The 22813-nt window shown below is 71.2% G+C and carries 21 protein-coding genes; 16 read left to right on the top strand and 5 right to left on the bottom strand.

All coding sequences use genetic code 11. From position 1 onward, the window contains the following. Window positions 1–192 (top strand): hypothetical protein (locus Q0R13_RS16875; RefSeq protein WP_293906062.1); only part of this gene is annotated, 192 nt, incomplete at its 5' end. A gap of 3 nt (window positions 193–195) precedes the next feature. Here the strand turns inward: Q0R13_RS16875 and Q0R13_RS16870 are convergent. Continuing rightward, a complete protein-coding gene (locus tag Q0R13_RS16870) occupies window positions 196–573 on the bottom strand; it encodes a response regulator (protein WP_293906060.1) in 378 nt (125 codons plus the stop codon). A 270-nt stretch (window positions 574–843) separates the two neighbouring features. Between Q0R13_RS16870 and Q0R13_RS16865 the strand changes: the two genes are divergently transcribed. Both Q0R13_RS16865 and Q0R13_RS16860 read left to right on the top strand, forming a co-directional pair. After that, window positions 844–1053, top strand: a complete 210-nt coding sequence (locus Q0R13_RS16865; RefSeq protein WP_293906058.1) for a hypothetical protein — start codon at window positions 844–846, stop codon at window positions 1051–1053. A gap of 207 nt (window positions 1054–1260) precedes the next feature. Continuing rightward, entirely contained in the window at window positions 1261–1575 is a 315-nt protein-coding gene (locus tag Q0R13_RS16860; RefSeq protein WP_293906055.1) for a UrcA family protein, read from the top strand. Between the two features lie 148 nt (window positions 1576–1723). On the opposite strand, the gene Q0R13_RS16855 is transcribed toward Q0R13_RS16860, so the two are convergent. Further along, the gene (locus Q0R13_RS16855; RefSeq protein WP_293906053.1) at window positions 1724–2422 is read right to left on the bottom strand and encodes a pirin family protein; all 699 of its coding nucleotides are present in this window, start codon (window positions 2420–2422) and stop codon (window positions 1724–1726) included. 131 nt (window positions 2423–2553) lie between these two features. Here Q0R13_RS16855 and Q0R13_RS16850 point away from each other — a divergent pair, with 131 nt between their 5' ends. From Q0R13_RS16850 to Q0R13_RS16825, 6 genes are all read left to right on the top strand, one after another. Next, complete coding sequence (locus tag Q0R13_RS16850; RefSeq protein ID WP_293906051.1) at window positions 2554–3363, top strand: peptidylprolyl isomerase; 810 nt, start codon at window positions 2554–2556, stop codon at window positions 3361–3363. 75 nt (window positions 3364–3438) lie between these two features. Beyond that, complete coding sequence (locus tag Q0R13_RS16845; RefSeq protein ID WP_293906049.1) at window positions 3439–3615, top strand: hypothetical protein; 177 nt, start codon at window positions 3439–3441, stop codon at window positions 3613–3615. A 66-nt stretch (window positions 3616–3681) separates the two neighbouring features. Next, window positions 3682–4959, top strand: a complete 1278-nt coding sequence (locus Q0R13_RS16840) for a dicarboxylate/amino acid:cation symporter (RefSeq protein ID WP_293906046.1) — start codon at window positions 3682–3684, stop codon at window positions 4957–4959. A gap of 26 nt (window positions 4960–4985) precedes the next feature. Beyond that, window positions 4986–5756, top strand: coding sequence for an acyl-CoA thioesterase domain-containing protein (locus Q0R13_RS16835; protein WP_293906043.1), 771 nt, complete (start codon window positions 4986–4988; stop codon window positions 5754–5756). A gap of 54 nt (window positions 5757–5810) precedes the next feature. Beyond that, on the top strand, window positions 5811–7208 hold the full coding sequence (locus tag Q0R13_RS16830; RefSeq protein WP_293906041.1) for a PhoPQ-activated protein PqaA family protein: 1398 nt from the start codon (window positions 5811–5813) through the stop codon (window positions 7206–7208). 47 nt (window positions 7209–7255) lie between these two features. After that, a complete protein-coding gene (locus Q0R13_RS16825; protein ID WP_366853132.1) occupies window positions 7256–8428 on the top strand; it encodes a pyridoxal phosphate-dependent aminotransferase in 1173 nt (390 codons plus the stop codon). A 63-nt stretch (window positions 8429–8491) separates the two neighbouring features. Here Q0R13_RS16825 and Q0R13_RS16820 read toward each other — a convergent pair whose 3' ends face one another. Together Q0R13_RS16820 and Q0R13_RS16815 are read right to left on the bottom strand one after the other, a co-directional pair. Continuing rightward, on the bottom strand, window positions 8492–9142 hold the full coding sequence (locus tag Q0R13_RS16820; protein ID WP_293906036.1) for a hypothetical protein: 651 nt from the start codon (window positions 9140–9142) through the stop codon (window positions 8492–8494). Between the two features lie 27 nt (window positions 9143–9169). Beyond that, window positions 9170–12865 (bottom strand): hydantoinase B/oxoprolinase family protein, encoded by a 3696-nt coding sequence (locus tag Q0R13_RS16815; protein WP_293906034.1) that lies wholly within the window; start codon window positions 12863–12865, stop codon window positions 9170–9172. Window positions 12866–12945: 80 nt separating this feature from the next. On the opposite strand from Q0R13_RS16815, the gene Q0R13_RS16810 reads away from it, so the two are divergent. The 7 genes from Q0R13_RS16810 (at window position 12946) to Q0R13_RS16780 (ending at window position 20297) form a co-directional block, all read left to right on the top strand. Further along, window positions 12946–13641 (top strand): DnaJ family molecular chaperone, encoded by a 696-nt coding sequence (locus Q0R13_RS16810; protein WP_293906032.1) that lies wholly within the window; start codon window positions 12946–12948, stop codon window positions 13639–13641. Between the two features lie 94 nt (window positions 13642–13735). After that, complete coding sequence (locus Q0R13_RS16805; RefSeq protein WP_293906030.1) at window positions 13736–14026, top strand: hypothetical protein; 291 nt, start codon at window positions 13736–13738, stop codon at window positions 14024–14026. A gap of 228 nt (window positions 14027–14254) precedes the next feature. After that, entirely contained in the window at window positions 14255–14548 is a 294-nt protein-coding gene (locus Q0R13_RS16800) for a putative quinol monooxygenase (protein ID WP_293906028.1), read from the top strand. Between the two features lie 6 nt (window positions 14549–14554). Continuing rightward, complete coding sequence (locus Q0R13_RS16795; RefSeq protein WP_293906026.1) at window positions 14555–15778, top strand: acyl-CoA dehydrogenase family protein; 1224 nt, start codon at window positions 14555–14557, stop codon at window positions 15776–15778. 265 nt (window positions 15779–16043) lie between these two features. Continuing rightward, complete coding sequence (locus Q0R13_RS16790) at window positions 16044–16682, top strand: ABC transporter ATP-binding protein (RefSeq protein WP_293906024.1); 639 nt, start codon at window positions 16044–16046, stop codon at window positions 16680–16682. After that, window positions 16672–19224 (top strand): ABC transporter permease, encoded by a 2553-nt coding sequence (locus tag Q0R13_RS16785; protein ID WP_293906022.1) that lies wholly within the window; start codon window positions 16672–16674, stop codon window positions 19222–19224. The genes Q0R13_RS16790 and Q0R13_RS16785 overlap by 11 nt, the downstream gene beginning before the upstream one ends. After that, window positions 19224–20297 carry a carotenoid 1,2-hydratase gene (locus tag Q0R13_RS16780; protein WP_293906019.1) on the top strand — a complete coding sequence of 358 codons (1074 nt, stop codon included), beginning with the start codon at window positions 19224–19226 and terminating at the stop codon, window positions 20295–20297. The genes Q0R13_RS16785 and Q0R13_RS16780 overlap by 1 nt, the downstream gene beginning before the upstream one ends. Before the next feature lie 41 nt (window positions 20298–20338). Here the strand turns inward: Q0R13_RS16780 and Q0R13_RS16775 are convergent, their stop codons facing one another. After that, entirely contained in the window at window positions 20339–22807 is a 2469-nt protein-coding gene (locus Q0R13_RS16775) for a YbcC family protein (protein ID WP_293906017.1), read from the bottom strand. Window positions 22808–22813 lie beyond the last annotated feature (6 nt).

Here is a 22813-nt window from a genome sequence, read left to right as displayed (position 1 = left end):
ACCCGCAGAACAGCTATGCGCAAACGGTCATGGCGGCCGCTGGCGCTTAACGGTATCTCCTCACCTAACGGCGATATTGCCGGGGACGAGGAGACCAAAGCCGTGAAGATCCTGCTCTCAGTGGCGGCGTTGGCGGGCTCGCTGGGCCTGCTGTTCAGCGGCGTCGCAGGACACGCGCTGGCCTATCTCTAGCCTCTAGGCGGACCGGTCGCGCAGCTCGGCCAGGACGCGCGCCAAGTCGCCCTCCCGGAAGGGCTTCTGCAATACCGGCGAGCCCCGATCCACCTCCCGCAGGCCCGCGTCACCATAGCCGGTGGCGAAGGCGAACGGCGCGCCCTTGGCCCGCAGCAGGTCGGCCAGCGGGAAGATCGGCTGACCGCCCAGGTTCACGTCCAGCACCGCGCAGTCGATCTCGGCGCGCCCGGCCAGTTCGATCGCCTCGTCGAGGCGCGAGGCGGGGCCGACGACGACACAGCCGAGGTCGCTCAACATGTCCTCGATCAGCATCGAGACCATCATCTCGTCCTCGACGACGAGGACGCGCAGGCCGGCGAGGCTCGCGGGTATGGTCATCGCGAGGCCTCCAGCGCCGGGAGAGGAAAAGTCGTCGGGCATCCGCTCATCTCACCAAGGTCTAGTTGAACATCGGCTGAATGTCGCGGGTACGTTGCGCGTCATCTGGCGGACTTCCCCGATCGCAATCCTACGCGGTCAATGCGCCAACCTTGGCCTTGGTTCCCGGCGGCCCACCCTGCGCGCTCTGGTCGCAGCCCGTGCGGCCCCTGGTCTTCGTGATTGGGAAACCCCGTTCCGCGACAATGCCCATGGGTTGAGGACCAGTGCATGTTCGATTTCACCGTACGGGCGCGCAGCGGCTTCTGGGTCCTGCAGGACGTGGAATGCGGCGATCTCGGCGCCTATGGCACGCGCGACGAAGCCCTGGCCGCCGCCAGCGACTGGGTGCGGCTGATCGAGACCCCTTGGCCGGTGCTGGTCTGCGACGCGGAGGGCGAGTGGCACGAGACCGTCGTCACGCCGATGGCGCTCCACTGAGGTTCCGGCTCGGACGCCCGCTGCCGCGGGCCTGGGCCTGGGTCGGGATGGAAGATTACATCGCGTTAAAGTATTAAACGTCTGTAATTATCTTAAATCCCCGTCATTACCTCGTATTCACGAGAATTAATCGACGTCTCGAAGTATTCGTTTCCTCGCCGGCGGACAACACCGTCGGACGCACAAACCGCTTCGAGGGACACGACAATGACCGACTTCGCTTCTAAGATCTCCGGCTTCGCCATGCTGGCCCTGGCCGCCCTGCCCATCGCCGCCCTGGCCACCGCCTCCCACGCCCAGACTGTGGTCAAGGTGGCCGACATCAACCTCCTGACCCCTGAAGGCGTCGCCGCCTACAACCAGCGCGCCGATGTCGCCGGCCGCAAGTTCTGCCTCTCCGAACGGGCCGTCGGCGCCCACGCCAACTGCCTCGTCGGGGTGAAGGTCGAGCTCAACGAAAAGCTGGCGGCGATCCGCAGCGCCCGGCTCGAGCAAGCCTCCACCACCTTCGCCGCCCGCTAGCTCTCCCTTCGATCAGCGGACGTGCGAACGGGCCCGCGGCCGCCCCCGCCGCGGGCCCAATCGCACCCGATCCTCCCCCAGCGCACAGCGCGAGACGGGGGCGACGCCGAGACGGAGGGCTTGAAACCCCCCGTCCCAGTTTGTCCTCCTAGGCTGCGTCGACAAGGACGACTTCGGCGTCCTCCAGGGCCGTGACCCGCAGGACCGCCTCGTCGCTGACGGCCGCGCCGTCCCGGGTCCCGAGCCAGACCCCATTGACCTCCACCGACCCGACCGCCGGCACCAGATAGGCGTGCCGGTCCTTGCCCAGCACATATTCGGTGGTCTCGCCGGCCTTCAGCGTGGCCCCGGCCACCCGCGCATCGGTGCGGATCTGCAGGGCGTCGGCGTCGCCGGGCAGGCCGCTGGCCAGGGTGACGAACCTGCCGGCCCGGGCGCCCTTCGGGAACGGCCGCGCACCCCAACTGGGCGCGCCGCCGCGCGACTTGGGCTCGATCCAGATCTGGAACAGCGTCGTGGGGCCGGCCTCCATGTTGTACTCTGCATGGCGGATGCCCGATCCGGCGCTCATCACCTGGACGTCGCCGGCCTCGGTGCGGCCTTCGTTCCCCAGGCTGTCCTTGTGGGTGATCGCGCCCTGACGGACGTAGGTGACGATCTCCATGTCGGCATGCGGGTGCGGCGGGAAGCCGGAGTTGGGGGCGATCTCGTCGTCGTTCCACACCCGGATCGGGCCCCAGCCCATCTTCTGCGGGTCATGATAGTTGGCGAACGAGAAGTGATGGCGGGCCTTCAGCCAGCCGTGGTCGGCCCCACCGAGCCCGTCGAACGGTCTGCGCTCGATCATGATGTTACTCCCTTCGGGCGCGAACCCTGCCGCGCCGCTTTCGAGAGGCAAGATAGGCCTTCCATTTCGGAGACAAAGACCCGAAAACGGGAAAGATCATCGCCAGATCGGAATGAGTGGGCGCGACGGACATGCTTCGGATAGTGGCGATCGGACTGGCGGCGGTGGCGCTCCTGGGCGCAGCGCCCGCGCCGCGCGACTGGCGCCCGCTCGACCGCGACAACACCCTGGTCATCGAGACCAGCAAGGGCCGGATCGTGGTGGAATTGCGCCCCGACCTCGCGCCGCAGGGCGTCGCGCGGATCAAGCTGCTGGCCCGCGAAGGCGTCTACGACGGCCTGCTGTTCCATCGGGTGATCGACGGCTTCGTCGACCAGACCGGCAATCCCAACAACAAGGATGGCGGGGTCTCGAGCCACCCGGACCTGCCGCCGGAGTTCAGCTTCCGCCTGCCGGCGTCTGCGGCGCGCGTGGTGGTGTCGCGCGGCGACGCCCAGGAGGGGTTCGTGGGGGCTACGCCGTTCCAGGGCGTCTCAGCCGCGGAACAGGCGCTGGGGACCGATCGTCGCCTGCGCGCCTGGGGCGCCTATTGCTCCGGCGTGATGGGCATGGGCCGCCAGGCCGATCCGGGCAGCGCCAACAGCGAGATCTTCTTCATGCGCGCCCCGGCGCGGAGGCTGGATCACGACTACACCGTCGTCGGCCGGGCGGTGGTGGGCCTGGACGTGGTGCGGGCGGTGGCGATCGGCGAGCCGCCCAGCAGCCCCGACCGCATGCTCAAGGTGCGGGTGGCCGCCGACCTGCCGAAAGCCGAGCAGCCGCGGATCGAGGTGATGGACGAACGGGGTCCGGCGTTCGCCAGGCGGGTGTCGGCGCTGAGGCGGGCCAGGGGCGCGGCCTTCTCGGTCTGCGACGTCGAGGTTCCGGCCCGAACCCGCTGAAATTCCTGCGACGATGGGCGCAATTGTTGCAGGCGCCCGGTGCCGTACGCCCGGTCGCAAGCAACCGGGACTGTCATGCGTTACGAAGTCGTCGAGGACCAGGACGGGTGGATCGTCCGCAGCGAGGGCTGCGAGCTGGCGCGCTTCGGCGACCAGGACACCGCCCTGCAGGATGTCGCCGCGCGGCTGCGCGACGGCGACCCCTCGATGCCCGCGGCGCTGTCGGTCCGCTATCGGAGCCGGATGGCCTGACAACTTAGCTTGCGGTGCGGACGCGCCGCAGGCCAGATCGCCGCCGGGCAGTAGAGGCGGCGGCTTTTGAAATTCCTTCGATCCCTGAGCGTGCAGGTGTTGATCGCCCTGGTCGTCGGCCTGGGCGTCGGCGCCGTGGCGGCCGTCTACGGCGGGCCGGGCGCGGCCAAGGTCATCGCCGGCGTCGAGGCGCTGGGCGGGCTCTGGCTCAATGCGCTGAGGATGACCGTGGTGCCGCTGATCTTCGCGGTGCTGGTGACCGGCATCGCCCAGGTGTCGGACGCCGCGGCCACCGGCCGGCTCGCCATGCGGGCTGTGGCCTGGTTCCTGGTCCTGCTGCTGCTGTCGGCAGTGTTCGCGGTGCTGTTCGTCAACGGCCTGCTCACCGTCTGGCCGGTCAGCGAGGCATCCTCGGCGGCGCTCCGGGCCGGGGCCCAGGCGCCCCCTGTCGGCACGCCCATCGCGCCCGACTTCGTCACCTGGGTGAAGAGCCTGGCCCCCGCCAACCCGATCAAGGCCGCCGCCGAGGACGCCGTCCTGCCGGTGGTGGTGTTCGCGGTGTTCACCGGCTTTGCGCTCACCCGCCTGCCGGACGGACGCGGCCGGGCGCTGCTGGAGGTGTTCAATGGCCTGGGCGAGGCGATGATCGTCATCGTCCGCTGGGTGCTGCAGGCCGCGCCGATCGGGGTCTTCGCGCTCGGCCTGGGCGTCGGGCTGCGCGCCGGGGTCGGGGCGGCCGGCGTGCTTGGCCACTATGTGGTCACCGCGTCGCTGAGCGGGCTGGCGGTGGCGATCATCGCCTATGGCCTGGCGATCGCCGTCGGGCGCGTGCCGGTCGGGCGCTGGGCGCGGGCGACCTCGCCGGTGCTGGTGGCCGCCTTCGCCACCCAGTCGTCCCTGGCCTGCCTGCCGGCGATGATCGAGCGCTCCCGCGACGACCTGGGCGCGCCGCCGCGGGTGGCCAACCTGGTGTTGCCCCTGGCGGTGGCGGTGTTCCGGATGACCAGCCCGGCCGTCAACCTGTCGGTCTGCATCTTCGTGGCCAAGGTCTATGGCCTGCATCCCTCGACCCTGCAGTACGTCGGCGGGGTGCTGGTGGCCCTGGCGGTCAGCATCGGCTCGGTGGGCCTGCCGGGGCAGGTGTCGTTCATCGTCAGCGTGGCGCCGATCTGCCTGGCGCTGGGCCTGCCCATCGACCTGCTGCCGATCCTGCTGGCGGTGGAGGTGGTCCCCGACATCTTCCGCACCTTGGGCAATGTCACCGGCGACATGGCGGTGACGACGATCGTGGCGCGCAAGGCCCCGCCCGAGGCCCCGTTGGCGGCGGCGCCTAGCCAAGCTTGACCGACTCCGGCAGGTTCGCGCCCGTCATGGCCAACGAACCCTTCTTTCGAAAAGACGGCGACCTGTTCGTCCCCACCCGCGCCGGGGTCGGCCCGTGGGACCCGAACTCCCTGCACGGCCGGGTGATCGTGGGCCTGCTGGGCGCCGAGATCGAGCGCCGCCACCGCGCACCCGAGTACATGCCGGCCCGGCTAACGGTGGACATGTACAAGCTGCCCGACCTGTCGCCGGTCGAAGTCGTGACCCGCGTCGTGAAGGACGGCTACCGGATCAAGGTGATCGACGCGGAGTTCATCTCCGGCGGGGTCAGCGCCGGGCGCGCCACCTGCCAGCTGCTGCGCTGGACCGAGAACCCCCCCGGCAGCGTCTGGATGCGCGAGCCCTGGGACGCGCCGGCCCCGGCTGACGTCCCGCCACCGCCGGAACGGCCGCTGGGCGGCATGTGGGACATGCGGCCCTTCCTGGGCGAATTCCGCGGCAAGGGCCCGCGCCGCACCTGGATGGCCGAGTTGCGCGAGCTGGTCGATGGCGTGCCGCTGACCCCCTTCGCCCGCGTCGCCGTGGCCGCCGACTTCGCCAGCCCGTTCGCCAACGGCGGCGACCAGGGGCTGGGCTACATCAACACCGACGTGACGGTCTATCTCCACCGCGAGCCGGTCAGCGAATGGATCGGGTTCGAGACCCTGACTCATGGCGCCACCGACGGCGTCGCGGTCGCCGACTGCCTGCTGCACGACGAACAGGGCCACATCGGCTCGGCCAGCTGTACGGCTTTGGCCCAGAAGCGGAAGCTCTGACCTTTCCAATCCGGCCGGCCTCCAGCAAGCTGCGCCCGCCCTGGGGAGGGACAGATGATGCTCAAGCTGCTGGCCGGTACGATCGCCGCCCTTGCGCTGGCTGGCGGGCCGGCGGCGGCGAACCCGCCGAATGTGCTCGACGCCTATGTGGCGCGACCCGATCCCAGCTTCGCCTGGCGGGTCGAGAAGACCTTCACCGGTCCCGGCTACCACGGCGCGGTGCTGGCCCTGACCTCGCAGACCTGGCTGTCGGCCGGGCAGACCGACCGCTCGGTCTGGAAACACTGGCTGCGGGTGACCGTCCCCGACAAGGTCGCCCATGACAAGGCCATGCTGTTCATCGACGGCGGCGCCAACACCGACCCTGCCCCGTCCGGCCCGACCAGCTACCTGGCCAAGATCGCCACCGACACGAACTCGGTGGTCGCGGAACTGGGGCAGGTTCCGAACCAGCCCATGCGCTTCCCCGACAGTCCCGACCGCGCCCGCGTCGAGGACGACATCATCGCCTACCTCCAGGCCCGCTACACCAGGGGCGCCGACCCCGAGGCGCTGCTGCGCCTGCCGATGGTGAAGAGCGGGACCGCCGCGATGACCGCCGTGCAGCAATATCTGGCCACGGAGCACATCAAGGTGGACGGCTTCGTGGTCGCGGGCGCCTCGAAGCGCGGCTGGACGACGTGGCTGGTCGGACTGCTGGACCGGCGTGTCATCGGGATGGCCCCCCTGGTGATCAACGTCCTGGATGTGGACGCCACCACCCGCCACCACTGGGAAGCCATGGGCTATTTCTCGCCGGCCCTGCAGGATTACGTCGACCACGGCCTGATCCCGGGCCGGATCGGCAAGTCGCCGATGGTCGAGGTGAACCGGATCGAGGACCCGCTGAACTATCGCGACCGGCCGCGGATGAAGATCCCGAAGTATGTGGTCAACGCGGTTGGCGACGAATACTTTCCGCCGGACAACACGCGCTATTCCTATCATCTGCTGCCACAGCAGAAGCGGTTGCGCATGATCCCCAACGCCAACCATTCCCTGGCTGGGACCGACGTCACCGACAGCATCACCGCCTGGTACGACGCCCTGATCAGCGGCCGGCCGATCCCGGACTTTACCTGGCAGGTGGGCAAGGACGGCGCGATCACGGTCCGGGGCGCGGAGGGCGTGGAGGTCCGCCTCTGGCAGGCGACGAACCCCAAGGCCCGCGACTTCCGCGTCCAGACCATCGGCCGGACGTTCACCTCGAGCCTCGTTCCGGCGCGCGGCGACAAGACCTTCGTCGCCCGGGTCGAGGCGCCCCCGGCCGGCTACACCGCGTGGTTCGTCGAGGTCACCTACCCGAGCGGCGGCAAGTACCCGTTCAAGTTCACCACCGAGGTGCAGGTGACGCCCGACACGCTGCCCTATCGCTGGCAGGACGCCCGGCCGATCACCGGGCCGGCCAACTAGGTCCGGTTTGCCGCAGGCGGCCGTTTCGCGCGGCCGCCGCCTCGCCTATGTCTGACGCCATGTTCCCGCCGATTCCGCGCCCCGAGGTGCAGACGCTCCGCATGTCCAAGATCCGGGAGGTGGCGAACGCCGGCCTCGGGCGGGACGATATCCTGGCATTCTGGTTCGGCGAATCCGACCAGTCGACGCCGGACTTCATCCGCGAGCCGGCCGCCAGGGCGCTGCTGGACGGCCGCACCTACTACACCCACAATCTCGGCCGGGCGGACGTGCGCGAGTCGCTGTCGACCTACCTCACAGGGCTGCACGGGACCGCCATCGGCGTGGACCGGCTGGCCATCGTCAGCTCGGGCGTCAATGCGGTCATGCTGGCGTCGCAGCTGGTCATCTCGCCGGGCGATCGCGCGGTGGTCCTGGGGCCGAGCTGGCCCAATGTGCCGGAGATTCCGAAGATCCTCTCGGCGCGGGTGGAGATGGTCACGCTGGAGCCCGCCCAGGGCCGCTGGCGCCTGGACCTTGACCGGCTGATGGACGCCCTGACGCCGGACACCCGGATGCTGATCCTCAATTCGCCCAACAATCCCACCGGCTGGATGCTGCCGGAGGCCGACCGCGCCGCGATCCTGGCGCGGTGCCGCCAGTACGGCATCTGGCTGGTCTGCGACGACGTCTATGAGCGGCTGACCTTCGACCGGCCCTCGGCGCCCTCGTTCCTGCCGCTGGCCACGCTCGAGGACCGCATCATCGGGACCAACAGCTTCTCCAAGGCCTGGCGGATGACCGGCTGGCGGCTGGGCTGGATGGTCGTGCCGCCGGCCCTGATCGACGGCCTGGGGGTGCTGATCGAGTACAACACCTCCTGCGCGCCGGACTTCATCCAGGAGGGCGCCAAGGCCGCCCTGGACCACGGCGAACCCTATGTGGCCAGCGTCCGCGCCGAGCTGATCGCCGCGCGCGAACAGGTGCTGGCCGGCCTGCGCGCCATCCCGGGGATCGAGGCGCCGCAGCCTGACGGCGGCTTCTACGCCTTATTCCGGGTCGCGGGCTGCACAGACTCCGTGGCGCTCTGCAAGGAGCTGATCCGCGACGTCGGCCTGGGCCTGGCCCCCGGCGCCGCCTTCGGCCCGGAGGGCGAGGGCTGGCTGCGCTGGTGCTTCGCCGCCCGGCCGGAGAAGAACGCGGCCGGCCTGGCGCGGCTGGCGGGGTTTCTGGCGCGCTAACCCCCACAACCGCCGTCATTCCACGGATGAGCCTTCGGCTGACCGTGGGACGACGATCCTAGTCTAGGGTTGGGCGGCGTTCGGCGGTTCCGGCTTGGCGGTGGTCTCGGCTGCCGGCGCGTCAGTGGGTTTCGCTTCGGTTTCAGCGGCCGGCGTCGCCGGCTCCGCGTTCACCCGGAACGTCGCGCCCAGCAGCTTGGCGCGGGTCTCCAGGCTGGCGGCTACGGTGTCGCAGCGGGCGGGCAGCGCCCAGCTCATCCACTCCTGGGCCTTGCGGGCCTTGGTGACCTCGGGGCCGGTGTTCCAGATCGTGCCGCCCTGGCGCACGGCCGCGCCGCCGAGCGTGTTGATCGGCCGCACCGAGGCCTTCTCGGCCGCGGTCAGCGCCGCCTGGAACACCTTCAGCCGCAGGCGGCTCTCCTTCTGCAGGTCGGCATAGACCTTCAGGTCGTCCTCCAGCCGGGTGCCCGGCTTGCGGAACTGGCTCTCGATGCGGGTGACCTCGGGCATCATCTCGTCATGCAGGTCGAGGTAGCCGCGCAGCGCGCCATAGCACCAGGCTACGAACGGGTAGTCGTCCTTGGGCGCGCCGCGCGGCAGGCGGTCCTCCGGCGCGGCCGGGGCCTCGGCGGCCGGCGGCGCGCCAGCGGGCGCGGCCTGGGGGGGGTCTGGAGCCTGGGCGAACAGGGCCAGGGCGATCGCGAAGGGGGTCATTCAGGTCCTTGAAGCCGTTGATCTTGTTCAGAGCGAGGCCGCCGACCCGAACCCGCCGCCCCCAGGGGTCTCGATCTCGATCGCATCGCCAGCCTGCACCGTAACGGAGAAGCAGCCGGGAAGTTCTCTAGCCGCGCCGGACGCGGCGATCAAACGCTGCCGGCCGGGCAGTCCGGGCCCGCCGCCGGCCAGGCCCTGGGGCGCGTTTTCGCGGCGCGAGGACAGCAGGGCCGCCTGCATCGGCGCGAGGAAGCGGATCCGCCGGCGCGCGCCGTCGCCCCCCTCGTGGGCGCCCAGACCACCGGACCCCACGCGGACGCCGAACGCCTCCACCCGCACCGGGTAGCGGCGCTCCAGTATCTCCGGGTCGGTGAGCCGCGAGTTGGTCATGTGGATGTGGACGGCGCTGGCCCCGTCCGCGGTGGCGGTGGCGCCGGCCCCGCCGCAGATGGTCTCGTAGTACTGCCGGTCCTCGTCGCCGAAGGTGAAGTTGTTCATGGTGCCCTGGCCGTTGGCCATCACCCCCAGGGCGGCATAGAGCGCGTCCACCAGGTGCTGGCTGGTCTCGACATTGCCGGCCACCACCGCGGCCGGGGGGCGCGGGTCCAGCATCGAGCCCGGCCGGGTCAGGATGTTCAGCGGCTCCAGGCAGCCGGCGTTCAGCGGGATGTCGTCGTCCACCAGGGTGCGGAAGACGTAGAGCGCCGCCGCATCGACGATCGCCGACGGCCCGTTGAAGTTGGAGCCGAGCTGGTCGGCCGACCCCGTGAAGTCCAGCGTCGCGGTCCGCGCGGCCGCATCCACCGTGGTCCGCACCACGATCTCGCCGCCGCCGTCCACCGGGACCCGCGCCGCGCCGTCGCGGAGCCGGCCCACCGCGCGGCGCACCGCCTCGGCGGCGTTCTGCTGCACGAAGCCCATGTAGCGGGCGACGGCGTCGGCGCCATGGGTGCGGATCATCCCGGCCACCGCCGCCGCACCGGCCTGGCACGAGGCGACCTGGGCCTTGAGGTCGGCGAGGTTGCGGTCCGGCGCGCGCGCCGGCCATGGCCCGGCCAGCAGCGCGGCGCGGGTCTCGGCCTCCAGGAACCGCCCGTCCGCCATGATCGGCAGGGCGTCCAGCAACACCCCCTCCTCGTCGAGGGTGCGCGAGAACGGCGGCATCGACCCCGGCTGGATCCCGCCCACGTCGGCATGATGCCCCCGGGCGGCGACGTAGAACGACGGCTGAAGTTCCTCCCCCGTCTCGACGGGGGAGGGGGACCGCGAAGCGGGGGAGGGGGCGCTGGCGCGATCCATGAACACCGGCATCACCACGGTGATGTCCGGCAGGTGCGTGCCGCCGGCATAGGGGTTGTTGAGCGCGAAGGCCTGACCGGGCTGCAGGTTCGGATGCCGGTCGCGCACGGCGCGGACGCTGGCCCCCATGCTGCCCAGGTGCACCGGCATGTGCGGGGCGTTGGCCACCAGCCCGCCGTCGGCGTCGAACAGCGCGCAGGAGAAGTCCAGCCGCTCCTTGATGTTCACCGAATGCGCCGTCCGCTCCAGCGCCGCGCCCATGGCCTCCGCAACCCCCATGAACCGGCGGTTGAACAGCTCCAGGGTGACCGGGTCGGGCCGGTCGAGCGCGATGGCGCGGCGGGCCGCCGCCGCGGTGCGGGTCAGGCGGATCAGTCCGTCCTTCGCGGACGTGGCGCGCCAGCCGGGCAGGAGGCCGATCTGGGTGTCCGGGCGCACGATGAGGGCCGGGCCGTCGAGGGTCGTTAACGCCTCGGCCGTGACCACGGGGACGTCATGCCACGCGCCGAGCGCGAACATGCGCGCCTTTCCCTTCCCTTCATGGGGAGGGGCAGCCGGCGAAGCCGTCGGGGTGGGGAACAGTGGGCCGGAACGCAGCGTCAGCACTTGATCCCCACGTCCCCACCCGGGCCGCTGCGCGGCCTGTCCCTCCCCATGAAGGGGAGGGAAAGCGCGCGCCTCGCACTCCACCGCCGCGATCAGGATCGCCCGTCCGGGCTCCACGAACCCGAACAGCCGCTGGTGGGCCGCCTCGAAGGCGGTCTTGGCGGTCGCGGCGTCGGCCAAGGCGACCGGCAACTCCGCATCCGCCCCGTCGTAGCGCAGCCGCAGCGTCCGCCGTACCTCGCCCGCCTCGGCCCCCTGCGCCGCCATATCCGCCTGGACCGAAACCTCCAGCCCGGCCAGCACGGCCTCCGCCGCGGACACCCCCGCGGCCTCCAGCGCCGCCTCCACCCCCGCCTGCCGCAGCGCCGTCACCTGCGCCTGGCCGATCCCCCAGGCCGAGAGCACGCTGCCGTAGCGCGGGCACAGCACCGCATCGACGCCCAGGGCCTCGGCGGTCTGGCAGGCCAGCTGGCCCGCCGCGCCGCCGAACGCCACCAGGGCGTGGTCGCGGGGGTCGAAGCCGCGTTCGGTGGAGATGCGGCGCACGGCCTGGGCTATCTGCTCGACGGCGACCGCGACGAAGCCCTCGGCGGCGGCCTCCACACTGTCCGCGCCCATCGCCGCCGCGAGGTCGCCCAGCCGCGCCCGGCTGGCCGCCGCGTCCAGCGGGGCGTCGCCCCCGGGCCCGAACACCGCGGGGAAGAACCGCGGATCCAGCCGGCCAAGCACCAGGTTGGCGTCGGTGACTGCCGCCGGCCCGCCGCGCCCGTAGCAGGCGGGCCCCGGATCGGCGCCGGCGCTGGCCGGGCCGGCGCGGGCGCGCATGCCGTCGAAGGCCAGGATCGAGCCGCCGCCGGCCGCCACCGTCTCGACGTCCAGCATCGGGCTGCGCAGCTTCACGCCCGCCACCTTCGCCGCGTCGCGCCGCTCCAGGCTGCCTGCGAACCGGCAGACGTCGGTGGAGGTGCCGCCCATGTCGAAGCCCAGCACCGCCGGGGCGCCGGCCTGCTCAGCGGTCCGCGCGACCCCCACCACCCCGCCGGCCGGCCCCGAGACCACGGCGTCGCGGCCCCGGAACGCCTCGGCCCGCACCAGCCCGCCGGCCGAGGTCATGAAATAGAGCGGCGCGCCGGCCACCGCGTCGGCGACCCGGCGCACATAGGCCTGCAGCCCCGGTGTCAGATAGGCATCCGCCACGGTGGTCTCGGCCCGCGGGATGAACCGGGGCAGGGGGGAGACCTCGGAACTCAGCGCCACGAACGCGAAGCCTACGGCCCGCGCGATCTCGCCGGCCGCCTGCTCGTGGGCCGGATTGAGGTCGGCGTGCAGGAAGGCGATGGCGGCCGAGGTGAACCCCTGCGCCACGGCGGCCTCCAACCGCGCGCGCAGGGCCTCGCCATCCAGCGGCGTCACCACCGCACCGTCCGCCGCCAGCCGTTCGACCGCCTCGACCACCCCGGCATACAGCGGCGCCGGCCGCACGATGTTTAGCGCGAACAGGTCCGGCCGCGCCTGGTCGCCGATCCGCAGGCTGTCGGCGAAACCCTCGGTTGTGACGAACAACGTCCGCGCGCCGCGCCGCTCCAGCAGCGCGTTGGTCGCCACGGTGGTGCCCATCTTGATCGCCGCGACCCGCGCGGCGGGGAAGGGTGCGCCGGCCGGGACCCCGAGCATGCGCCGCATCGCCTCGACCGCGGCGTCCTCATAGGCCGGCGAGGCGGACAGCAGCTTGACCGAAACCTCGGCCCCGTCGTCCCCGCGACCGATCACGTCGGTGAACGTGCCGCCCCGGTCGATCCAGAAGGTGAAGCGCCCCACGCCGGCCCGCCTGTCCAAAACTTAACCTCTGGGTGTGATTGTCATGCGGTCGCGGCGGACGTAAGGCTTGCCACAGCGAAATGAGCTTTTGGCGCAAAATAGCCGGCTTGGCCGTGCGTGGGGTCGATGAGGCCGAGTGCGAGGAATGCCCGCCGGGGCTGCCTGGCGCGGATCCCGCCTTTTCCACCGCCGTGACCGCCCTGGGCGCCAAGCTGGCGAAGGCCGATGGCCAAGCCCAGTCCGAGGAATACGACGTGTTCTCGGTGATCTTCCGGGCCGACGCCGGCAGCGAGGGCGCGATCCGCCGCCTGTACCAGCTGGCCCGCCAGACCACTCGCGGCTTCGAGGGCTATGCGCGCCGGCTGAAGAAGCGCTATGGCGGCTGCCCGCGGCTGCTGGAGGACGTGCTCGACGGCCTGTTCTATATCGCCGCCGCGGATGGCGTGGTGACCGGCGACGAGCTCAGCTACCTGGCGCGGGTCAGCGAGTTGTTCGGCCAGTCGCCGCTCACCTTCCGCCGGCTGAAGGCCACCTACCTTGGCGCGGCCAACGACGACCCCTACGTGATCCTGGGCGTAGCGCCAGACGCGCCGGACGAGGCGGTGCGCGCCGCCTGGCGCGCTCACCTCTCCGAATCCCACCCCGACCGGGCCCGCGCGCGCGGCCTGCCGCAGGAATTCGTCGAGGTCGCCGAGGCCAAGGCCGCCTCGATCAACGCCGCCTATGACGAGATCGTGCGCGACCGCAAGGCAATGCGGCTGGAAGGGGCGGCATGAGCGCCGCAAAATCGCCCTTTGCCGCAGTTGTGGTTGACGCCGGGAACCGGCGTGCTGAGATAAGCACTTCACGGGACGCCCTCTAGGAGCCTCCATGGTCAAGGACTTCGCCGCGAACCAGGGTTCGACCCTGAGCAGTCTGGCCGCCCTGGCCGCCGGCCTCGCCACCATCGCCGCGGTCATCGTGGGTGCGATCCTGGCGGTGTTCGCCGCCGCCACCGTCGCCGTCATCGCCCTGATGACCTCCGCCCTGCTGGGCTTCGCCGCCCTGGCGCTCCGCGCCCGCCGCACGGTCCGCGCGCGGCGCCGCGACAGCGACGTCATCGAAGCCCGCCACCTGGGCGGCCACCACTGGGTCGCCACCGGCTGGAACGAGCGCCGCTAGCGCCCACTCCAAAACACCGTGTCATCCCGGTTTTAGCGCAGCCAAAGACTGGGATCCACCCATAAGCTCCGCTTGCCGGTCCCGATCGCCGCGGCGCCGGCCCTGGCGCTCGTGGGTCCCGGTTTTCGCGTGCCGCGAAACCGGGATGACATCCGTTGTAGAGGCGTGGGGTTGCCCGCCTTCGCGCGCGCCTCTACCGTCCGTTCAAACAAGCGTTGGGAGAACGGGATGACCATTGGCATCGTTGCGACGATCAAGATCCAGGACGGCAAGGCCGACGAGTTCGAGACCTTCTTCACCGAACTGGCCATGCAGGTGCGCGCCAATGAGCCGGGCAACCTGGCCTATCAGCTGACCAAGAGCCGGGCCGAGCCCAACACCTACAAGGTGCTCGAACTCTACACGGACCAGGACGCGGTCACCCACCACGGCGGCACGGCGTATTTCAAGGCCGCCGGGCCGAAGTTCGCCGCCGTGCTGGCCGGCCGCCCGGACGTCGAATACCTCGACGGCGTCGGCTGACTCGCCATGGACCTGGACTTCGCCCCTGAGGACCTGGCCTTCCGTGCGGAGGTGCGCGGCTTCATCGCCGAGGCGTTCGACGACGACATGCGGGCCAAGCTGGCCCAGTCCAAGAATAACCACCTCGACAAGGCCGCCCAGGTCCGCTGGCTGAAGCGCCTGGGCGCGAAGGGCTGGATCGCGCCCGACTGGCCGGCCGAATACGGCGGTACCGGCTGGAGTCTGGGCCAGAAGTATGCCTTCGACATGGAGATGGCCCTGGCCGGCGCGCCCTCGACCTCGAACATGGGCCTGCGGATGTGTGCGCCGGTGGTGATGGCCTTCGGCACGCCGGAACAGAAGGCGCAGCACCTGCCCAGGATCCTCAGCACCGACGTCTGGTGGTGCCAGGGCTATTCCGAACCGGGCTCCGGCTCGGACCTCGCCTCCCTGGCCCTGAAGGCCGAGCGGGACGGGGACCACTATGTCCTTAACGGCTCGAAGACCTGGACGACCCTGGCGCAATGGGCCGACTGGATGTTCTGCCTGGTGCGGACCTCCAACGAGGACATCCGCCAGAAGGGTATCTCCTTCCTGCTGATCGACATGCGCACGCCGGGCATCACCATCCGGCCGATCCCGACGCTGGATGGCCCGGCCGAGGGCGAGCAGGAGATCAACGAGACCTTCTTCGACAACGTCCGCGTGCCGATGAGCAACCGGATCGGCGAGGAGGGCGTGGGCTGGACCTACGCCAAGTACCTGCTGCAGTTCGAACGCGGCAACGCTTACGCGCCGGGGCTGTCGGCCCAGATGAGCAAGGTGAAGACGATCGCCAACCTGGAACGCGCGGACCGGGGCGGGGCGATGATCGACGACCCCGACTTTCGCCGGAAGCTCTGCGAGGTCGAGATCAAGGTCGAGGCTCTGAACGCCACCGAACTGCGGATCTTCGCCGGCCGCGCCAACGGCGACGCGATGGGCGCGGTCTCCTCCATGCTGAAGCTGGAGGGCAGCCAGATGCAGCAGGCGATCACCGAACTGGCGCTGGAGGCGGCCGGCATCTACGCCCAGCCTTTCGTGCGCGACACCTGGGAGATGCTGCAGCCCGGCGGCAACACCTTCCGCGCCGGGCCGGACTATGCCGCGACCATCGCGCCCAACTACTTCAACTACCGCAAGACCTCGATCTATGCGGGCTCGAACGAAATCCAGCATAACATCATGGCGAAGATGGTCTTAGGTCTCTGATTTACTGTTTCAGTTCAGGTCAGTTCGTTTCAACAATTTGATGTTCAACGAAATAAACTTGTTAGAGGCGTTCGGGAATTGGCGTCGATTTGCCGAATTCTGCGACCTGTTTGTGACCTGGCGCCGCGCCATCGCGGCCCGGCGCCGAGACAAGGGTCGGGTACGGGCTCAGAGCATCACGCTCGCGTGCAAAGCTGCGTTATGAAGCGTGGTGTCTTCCGCCCTGAAACCTCCGGCCCTTGCGGTCACCGCCCTGAAGAAGTCCGTGCCGGGCGGGCGTCGGCTGTTTGCTGACCTCGACCTGACGGTGTCTCCCGGCGAGGTGGTCGCCATCATGGGCGAATCCGGCGTCGGCAAATCGACCCTGCTCAATCTGATCGCGGGCCTCGACACGGCCGACGCCGGCGAGATCGCGGTCTGCGGTCTCGGTCTGACCGGCCTGGACGACGACGCCCGGACACGCCTGCGGCGCGACAACATCGGCTTCGTGTTCCAGGCCTTTAACGTTCTGCCGCACCTGACGCTGGCGCAGAACATCGCGCTGCCCCTGGTGCTCGCCCACGCGCGCGGCGCCGACGCGGTCGCGCGCGCCAAGGGCCTGCTTGCCCAGGTCGGCCTGGCCGGCCGAGGCGGGGCCTTTCCGGCACAACTCTCGGGCGGCGAACTCCAGCGCATCGCCATCGCGCGGGCGCTCGTCCACCGTCCGGCCCTGATCCTTGCCGATGAGCCGACCGGAAACCTCGACCTTGAGACCGGAGACCGGATCCTCGACCTTTTCCAGGCCCAGGTCCGCGACCTCGGCGCGGCGGCGGTGATCGTGACCCATTCCGAGCGCGCCGCCGCCATCGCCGATCGCACCCTCGTGCTGTCGGCCCTGGGCTTGACGGCCCGCCATGCGCGCTGACGGGCGCCCGAGCGGCCTTGTCCTGCGCTGGATGATCGCCGGCGAATGGCGCGCCCGGCCGGGCCGGGTGGTCCTGGCGATCCTGGCGATCGCGGTCGGCGTCGCGCTGGGCTTCGCGGTGCATCTGGTCAACCGCTCGGCGCTCGACGAGTTCGGGCGCGCCCTCCAAGCGGTGAATGGGGACGCCGACCTGCAGGTCCACAGCGTGTCCGCCGCCGGCTTCGCCGAAGGGCTCTACCCGATCCTCGCGCGGCTGGACGGCGTCGCCGTCGCTAGCCCGGTCGTCGAGCTGGACGCGCGAGGCGCCGATGGCGCCGCGCGCGACATCACGCTGCTGGGCGTCGACATCCTGCGCGCCGCGCAGGCCACGCCCAGCCTCATCGCCAGCCCGGTGAGCGGCGCGGCCTTCGGTAGCCAGGCGTCACCGTTCGACGCGGACACGATCTCGCTCTCCCGCGCGGCGCTGGCCGCGCTTGGCCGTCGCGCCGGAGAGAGCGTGACACTGACCGCCGCCGGGCGAACCGCCACCTTCCGCATCGCCGGGCCCCTGGCCGGCGCCGGCGAGGGCCAGGGGCTAGGGGTCGTCGATATTGCCGCCGCCCAATGGCGGTTCGGCCAGCTTGGCCGTCTGCAGCGCATCGATCTCAAGCTCGCCCCGGCGGCCAACCGCGAGGCGGTGGAGGCGGCGGTGAGCTGGGTCCTGCCCGCCGACGCTGAGCTGGTCACCGCCCACAACGCCGCCCAGCGCAGCGATAGCCTCTCGCGCGCCTACCGCGTCAACCTGGAGATGCTGTCGATGGTCGCCCTGCTGACCGGAGGCTTCCTGGTCTACTCCGCCCAATCCCTTTCGGTGACTTTGCGGCGGCCGCAGTTCGCGCTGGTTCGGGTCCTGGGCGTCGCGCGGCGCGGCCTGCTGACCCAGCTGTTCATCGAAGGCGCCACTGTGGGCGTTGGCGGCGCCGCCCTGGGAATCGCGCTCGGCTTCGGCTTGGCGGGCCTCGCCCTTCGACTGCTCGGCGGCGACCTCGGTGGCGGTGTCTTCGCCGGATCGCATCCCCATCTCGCCTTCGCCCCGATCGCCGCCGCCGTGTTCATGGGCCTGGGCGTCGCCGTCGCCCTGGCCGGCAGTCTTCTGCCGGCCTTGGAGGCCGGCCGCGCACAGCCCGCCATCGCTCTGAAAACGGCGGGCGACGTCATCGATCCCGAGCGCCGACCTTCGCCCGCGCTCGGCGCCGGCCTGTTGGGCGCGGGCGCCGCGGCGGCGCTGGCGCCGCCGATCCTGGGCCTGCCCCTGGCCGGCTACGCCGCCATGGCGCTGATGTTGGCGGGCGGCGTGGCCGCCACGCCCTGGCTCGCGCGGAGGCTGCTCGCGCCGCTGCGGCATCTGTCCAGGCCCGCGCCACCGCTGGCGCTGGCCATCGCGCGTCTCTGGGGCGCGCCCGGGCAGGCCGCCGTCGCGCTCTGCGGCATCGTCGCCAGCGTCAGCCTGATGGTCGCCATGGCCACCATGGTCTCCAGCTTCCGCGGATCGGTGGAGAGCTGGCTGACCCAGATACTGCCGTCCGACGTCTACCTTCGCCTCGACAGCGCCGACGCCGGGCTGGACCGGGCCGCCCAGCGCGCCCTGGCCGCGGCGCCGGGCGTGGCGCACATCAGTTTTCGCCGCACGACCTTGCTGCGACTGCGCGCCGACCGACCGCCGGTCGCACTGACCGCCACCGCCATCGACGCAGCGCATCCCGAGCGGACCTTGCCGATCCTCGGCCGGACCCGCGCCGCGCCCGCCGGTGCGGTCCCGGTCTGGCTTTCCGAGCCCATGGCGCGGCTCTACGACCGCCGCGTCGGCGACACCTTCCCCCTGGCGCTGGGCGGCGTGGCGCGGCCGGTGTTTGTCGCCGGAATCTGGCGCGACTACGCCCGCCAGTTCGGGGCGATCGCCATCACCGACACTGACTACACCCGGCTCACCGGCGACGCCGGCCGTGGCGAAGCCGCCATCGACCTCAAGCCCGGCGCGGCGCCCGCCGCCGTGATGCGCGCGCTGCGCGAGACCTTGCCCCCAGGCCTCGCGACCGAGGTCAGCTTCGCCCAGCCCCGACAGATCCGCGCCATCGCCCTGCGGCTCTTCGACCGCAGCTTCGCGGCCACCTACGCTCTGGAGGCCATCGCGATCGGCATCGGCCTGAGCGGGGTGGCGGCGACGTTCTCGGCCCAGACGCTGGCGCGCGCCAAGGAGTTCGGGATGTTGCGGCACATCGGGGTCCGGCGTGGGCAACTCCTGACGATGCTGGCCATCGAGGGGGCCCTGCTGGGCGCCGTCGGCGTCGCCGCGGGTCTGAGCCTCGGCGTCACCATGAGCCAGGTGCTCATCCATGTGATCAACCCGCAGTCCTTCAACTGGACGATGGAGACGCGCCTGCCCTGGCTGCTCCTGGGGAGCCTCGCCATGGCCCTGATCGCCGCCGCCGCCGGCACCGCGGTCCTGTCGGGCCGCAGCGCGACGGCCGCCAGCGCCGTCAACGCCGTCCGCGAGGATTGGTGATGCGCCCTGCCGTCCAGCGGCTCCTCGCCCTCGCCGCCATCCTCACGACCGCCGCCACGCCGGCCGTCCCGCCCTATCCGCCCGTGCGCCCCGGGCCGGCGCTCAGCTTCCCCGTCGATCACGGCGCGCACCCGCAATTCCGCACCGAGTGGTGGTATGTCACCGGATGGCTGCGCGGCGCCGACCGCCAGGAGCTCGGCTTCCAGGTCACCTTCTTCCGCACCCGTCCCGCGGTCGATCCCGCCAATCCCAGCGCCTTCGCGCCCAGGCAGATCCTGTTCGCGCATGCCGCCCTATCGGATCCGACCGTCAAGCATCTGTTGCATGACCAGCGCATCGCCCGAGCCGGCTTCGGCCTGGCGCAAGCCGCCGTGGGCGATACCGACCTGACCCTGCAGGACTGGACGCTGCAGCGTGGCCCGGACGGCCGCTACCGAACCCACGTCGCCGGCCACGACTTCGCCCTCGACCTGACGCTCGCCCCCACCCAGCCGCCGCTCCCGCAGGGGCTGGCGGGCTACAGCCAGAAGGGGCCGAAGCCGCAGCAGGCGAGCTACTACTATTCGGTCCCGCACCTGATGGTGACCGGCACGGTCCTGCGAAACGGCCACCGCGCGCCGGTCACCGGCGAGGCCTGGCTTGACCGCGAATGGTCCTCGACCTTGCTCGATCCAACCGCCGTGGGCTGGGACTGGGTTGGCCTGAACCTGCAGGACGGCGCGGCGCTGACCGCCTTCCAGATCCGCGACGCCGGCGGCCGCGCCATCTGGTCCGGCGGCTCGTACCGTCCCGCTGGCGGCGTCCCGGAACCCCTCGGCCGCGCGGCCGTCACCTTCGCGACCGATCGCCGCTGGCGTTCGCCCCGGACGGGGGCTGACTACCCCGTCGCCCGCACGCTGACCCTGACGCTCAAGAGCGGCCCGCGCCGGTGGCGTCTCACGCCGATGTTCGACGACCAGGAGCTCGACAGCCGCCGCGCCGGCGGCCCCGTCTACTGGGAAGGGGCGGTCAGCGCGCCGGACGGGCGCGGCTACCTGGAACTCACCGGCTACCTCACGCCCCTGAAAATGTAGCGCCTGAGGGCCAGACGGGGCCCGGCTTCGACCTCACCGAGTCAGTGGCCGCCGCCCTCGGCCGACGGTTCGGTGTCGGCGGTCCCCACCTCGGAGCCTGCGCAGGGATCGCCAGGCGGGCCGCTGACGGTCCTCATCGCGGTCCATTGAAGGTCGCCGGCGTAGCGCCAGGCCATCCGACCGCTCTCATCGAGCGCCAACAGGTGCAGCCAGCGCTTCTCGAACAGCGCGCGAACGTCCCGATGCCGCCGCAGCACCTCGGTCATCGCTTCGCGCGGCGCCTCGATGCAGACTGACAGCCGAAGCGGGTCGTGGACGTAGCGCTCGCCGTCATGGACCGACTGCCAGGGAAGGCCCGCGCGTATCGGGCCGCCGTTGCCTTCGACGACGCCGATCCCGCCGGTGACGTTGTGCAGCAGCTTGTTGCCGCCGCCGAACACCTGCGGGGCGACGGTGGACCCGTAGTACTGCAGGCTGATCCAGCTCGCCACGACCACCGGCGCGGTCAGGATCAACTCCAGCACGCTGAAGTCCCGGTCGAGCGTCCAGTCGTAGTCATGCAGGAAGGCGCGGCCTTCGAGGGATTTGCCGGCCGTGCGGCGCCGGGGCGCCGCGATGAACGCCTGGCAGCCCGCAAGCCCCCATTCCGGCCGGATCTCGGACCAGTCCCGGCTGCGCCGAGCGAGGCTCCGTTCGCCCGCGGCGCCGGGCAGCCGCAAGGCCCGTTCCGCCCTTGCGATGGCGCCCGCGGCTTCAGCCCACACCTTCGCCTGGCGCACATCCGGGTCATGCGCAGGAGACAAGCGATCGGCCGCGTAGAGCGTCACCGCGTCCGTGGTCGTGTCGTGCAACGCAGCGAGGAACAGGGTGTCGTCCGGAATTGCCAGGCCGCGGGAAACCAGGCCGTCGCGCACCTCCCGATCGTTCAGCAGCCCGGCCAGCAGCCGCGCATTGACCTCGCCGGAATAGCCGCCGCACGCGCCGCAATGCAGCGCGCTGGCATGGGGATTGTTGACCACATTTGCCCCGTGCCCGACCAGGAGCACGAGCCGCGCGAAGTCGCAGGTCAGGGACATGGCCCGCAAGACGGTTTCGGCCGCCCGGGTCCGCGTGTCGAGGTCGAGTGCGGGATCCAGGCGGGGCGCGGGATCGTTGGGCGGCGCTACGCCATCGAGGCCCAAGGCCGAGCGCAACAGACTCACCGCATGTACCGGTCCCGTTGCCTCGACGAAGGCGAAGGACGACACGGCGGCCACCTTGAAGCGGCCCCAGGCGCGCTTGGCGCGCGCCTTGACGCGCGCCGACCGATCCGCCGCGGCGACGGCCGGCCCGCCCGAGCAGGTGGCCAGGCCTGGGTTCAGGAGCACGGGCAGCCGATGTTCAGGCAGGTCGGAGGCAAATCGCTTGTGCGACGTCCCCAGCCCGAAGAAGCCCGCGAATCCGAGCGTCCGGATATCCGGATGCACGGACTCCAGCGCCCGCCGGAACACTTCCGAGCGCACGTCGATACAGAAGGCGGCCTGCAGCGCCGGGCGGGTGCGCGTCGCGATCGTCTGTGGCGCCGCGAGGGTTTCGGCCAGCGCCCGTTGCGCGGCGCGCTCCGCCGCCTCCTGCAGGATGGCGTCCACCGCGTGATCGGCGCTCGGCGCGACCGGCGAGGCATGCAGGGCCACCACCGTCCGCCACCGGGCCCCGATCCGGTCCGCATACCTTTCGAACAGGGCTGCTTCCCAAATCAGCCGGATCGCCAGGAAGTCGGTGAGGGTCGCGTCCGCGCCTCCCGACAGGTCGGCTTGCCAGAGCCGATAGCGGGCGAATTGCGCCCAGCCGCCGAGCGTCATCAGGAGCTGGTGGAAATAGGTTTCAAGCGTCTCCGGCGGGAGCGACAGGCGCGACACCGCGCTCGCGAGCGCGTCGCGCGCAGCCTCCGGCGCCTCCGAAACGAAGGTCGCGAAGCCGGCGAGGCCTGCGATCTCGGGCGTCAGATCATGCGTCGAGACAGCGCGCCAGGCGCCATAGGCGCTCGCGCCGCGCGGCGGGACCCAGAGCGCCTGTCCCTCGTCGAAGTAGCCCGCCGCCCAGCCCCCGAAGCGCTCGGCGATCAGGCCCGGCCAGTCGATTCCGGAGGCCTCCGCGGCAAGGTCGGCGACGGTCGGCGTCGCCTTGGCGTCAGGCCGCGCGACCAGCGCCGCGGACTTCAGCGCGGCCACATCCGCCGGGCGAAGGGCGATCGGGGCGCAGGCCAAGGCCTCCGACAGGTCGTCGTCGGTGATCGCGCCGCTGTCGATCCGCGCCTGGCGCCAGGCTCGCGGCATGGTGACGGACACGCCCGCCACCCGTTCCAGGCGCGCGGCGACCTGCGCCAGGCCTTCATGGGCTTGGCCCAGGAACGGGTTGACCGCGACGCTGGACGCCAGCGGCCAGGCCGGAGGGACCGACCTGGCGGCGCGATCGGCGGCGACCTCAAGATGCACGGTGGCGCCCGCGCACGGAGCCTTTGGGGTGGTCATGATCCG

The organism is Phenylobacterium sp. (genome assembly GCF_025351295.1).
In the GTDB taxonomy this organism is placed as follows: domain Bacteria; phylum Pseudomonadota; class Alphaproteobacteria; order Caulobacterales; family Caulobacteraceae; genus Phenylobacterium.
Note: the sequence above shows the minus strand (reverse complement) of the source record. Positions and strands in the feature narration are given on the sequence as shown.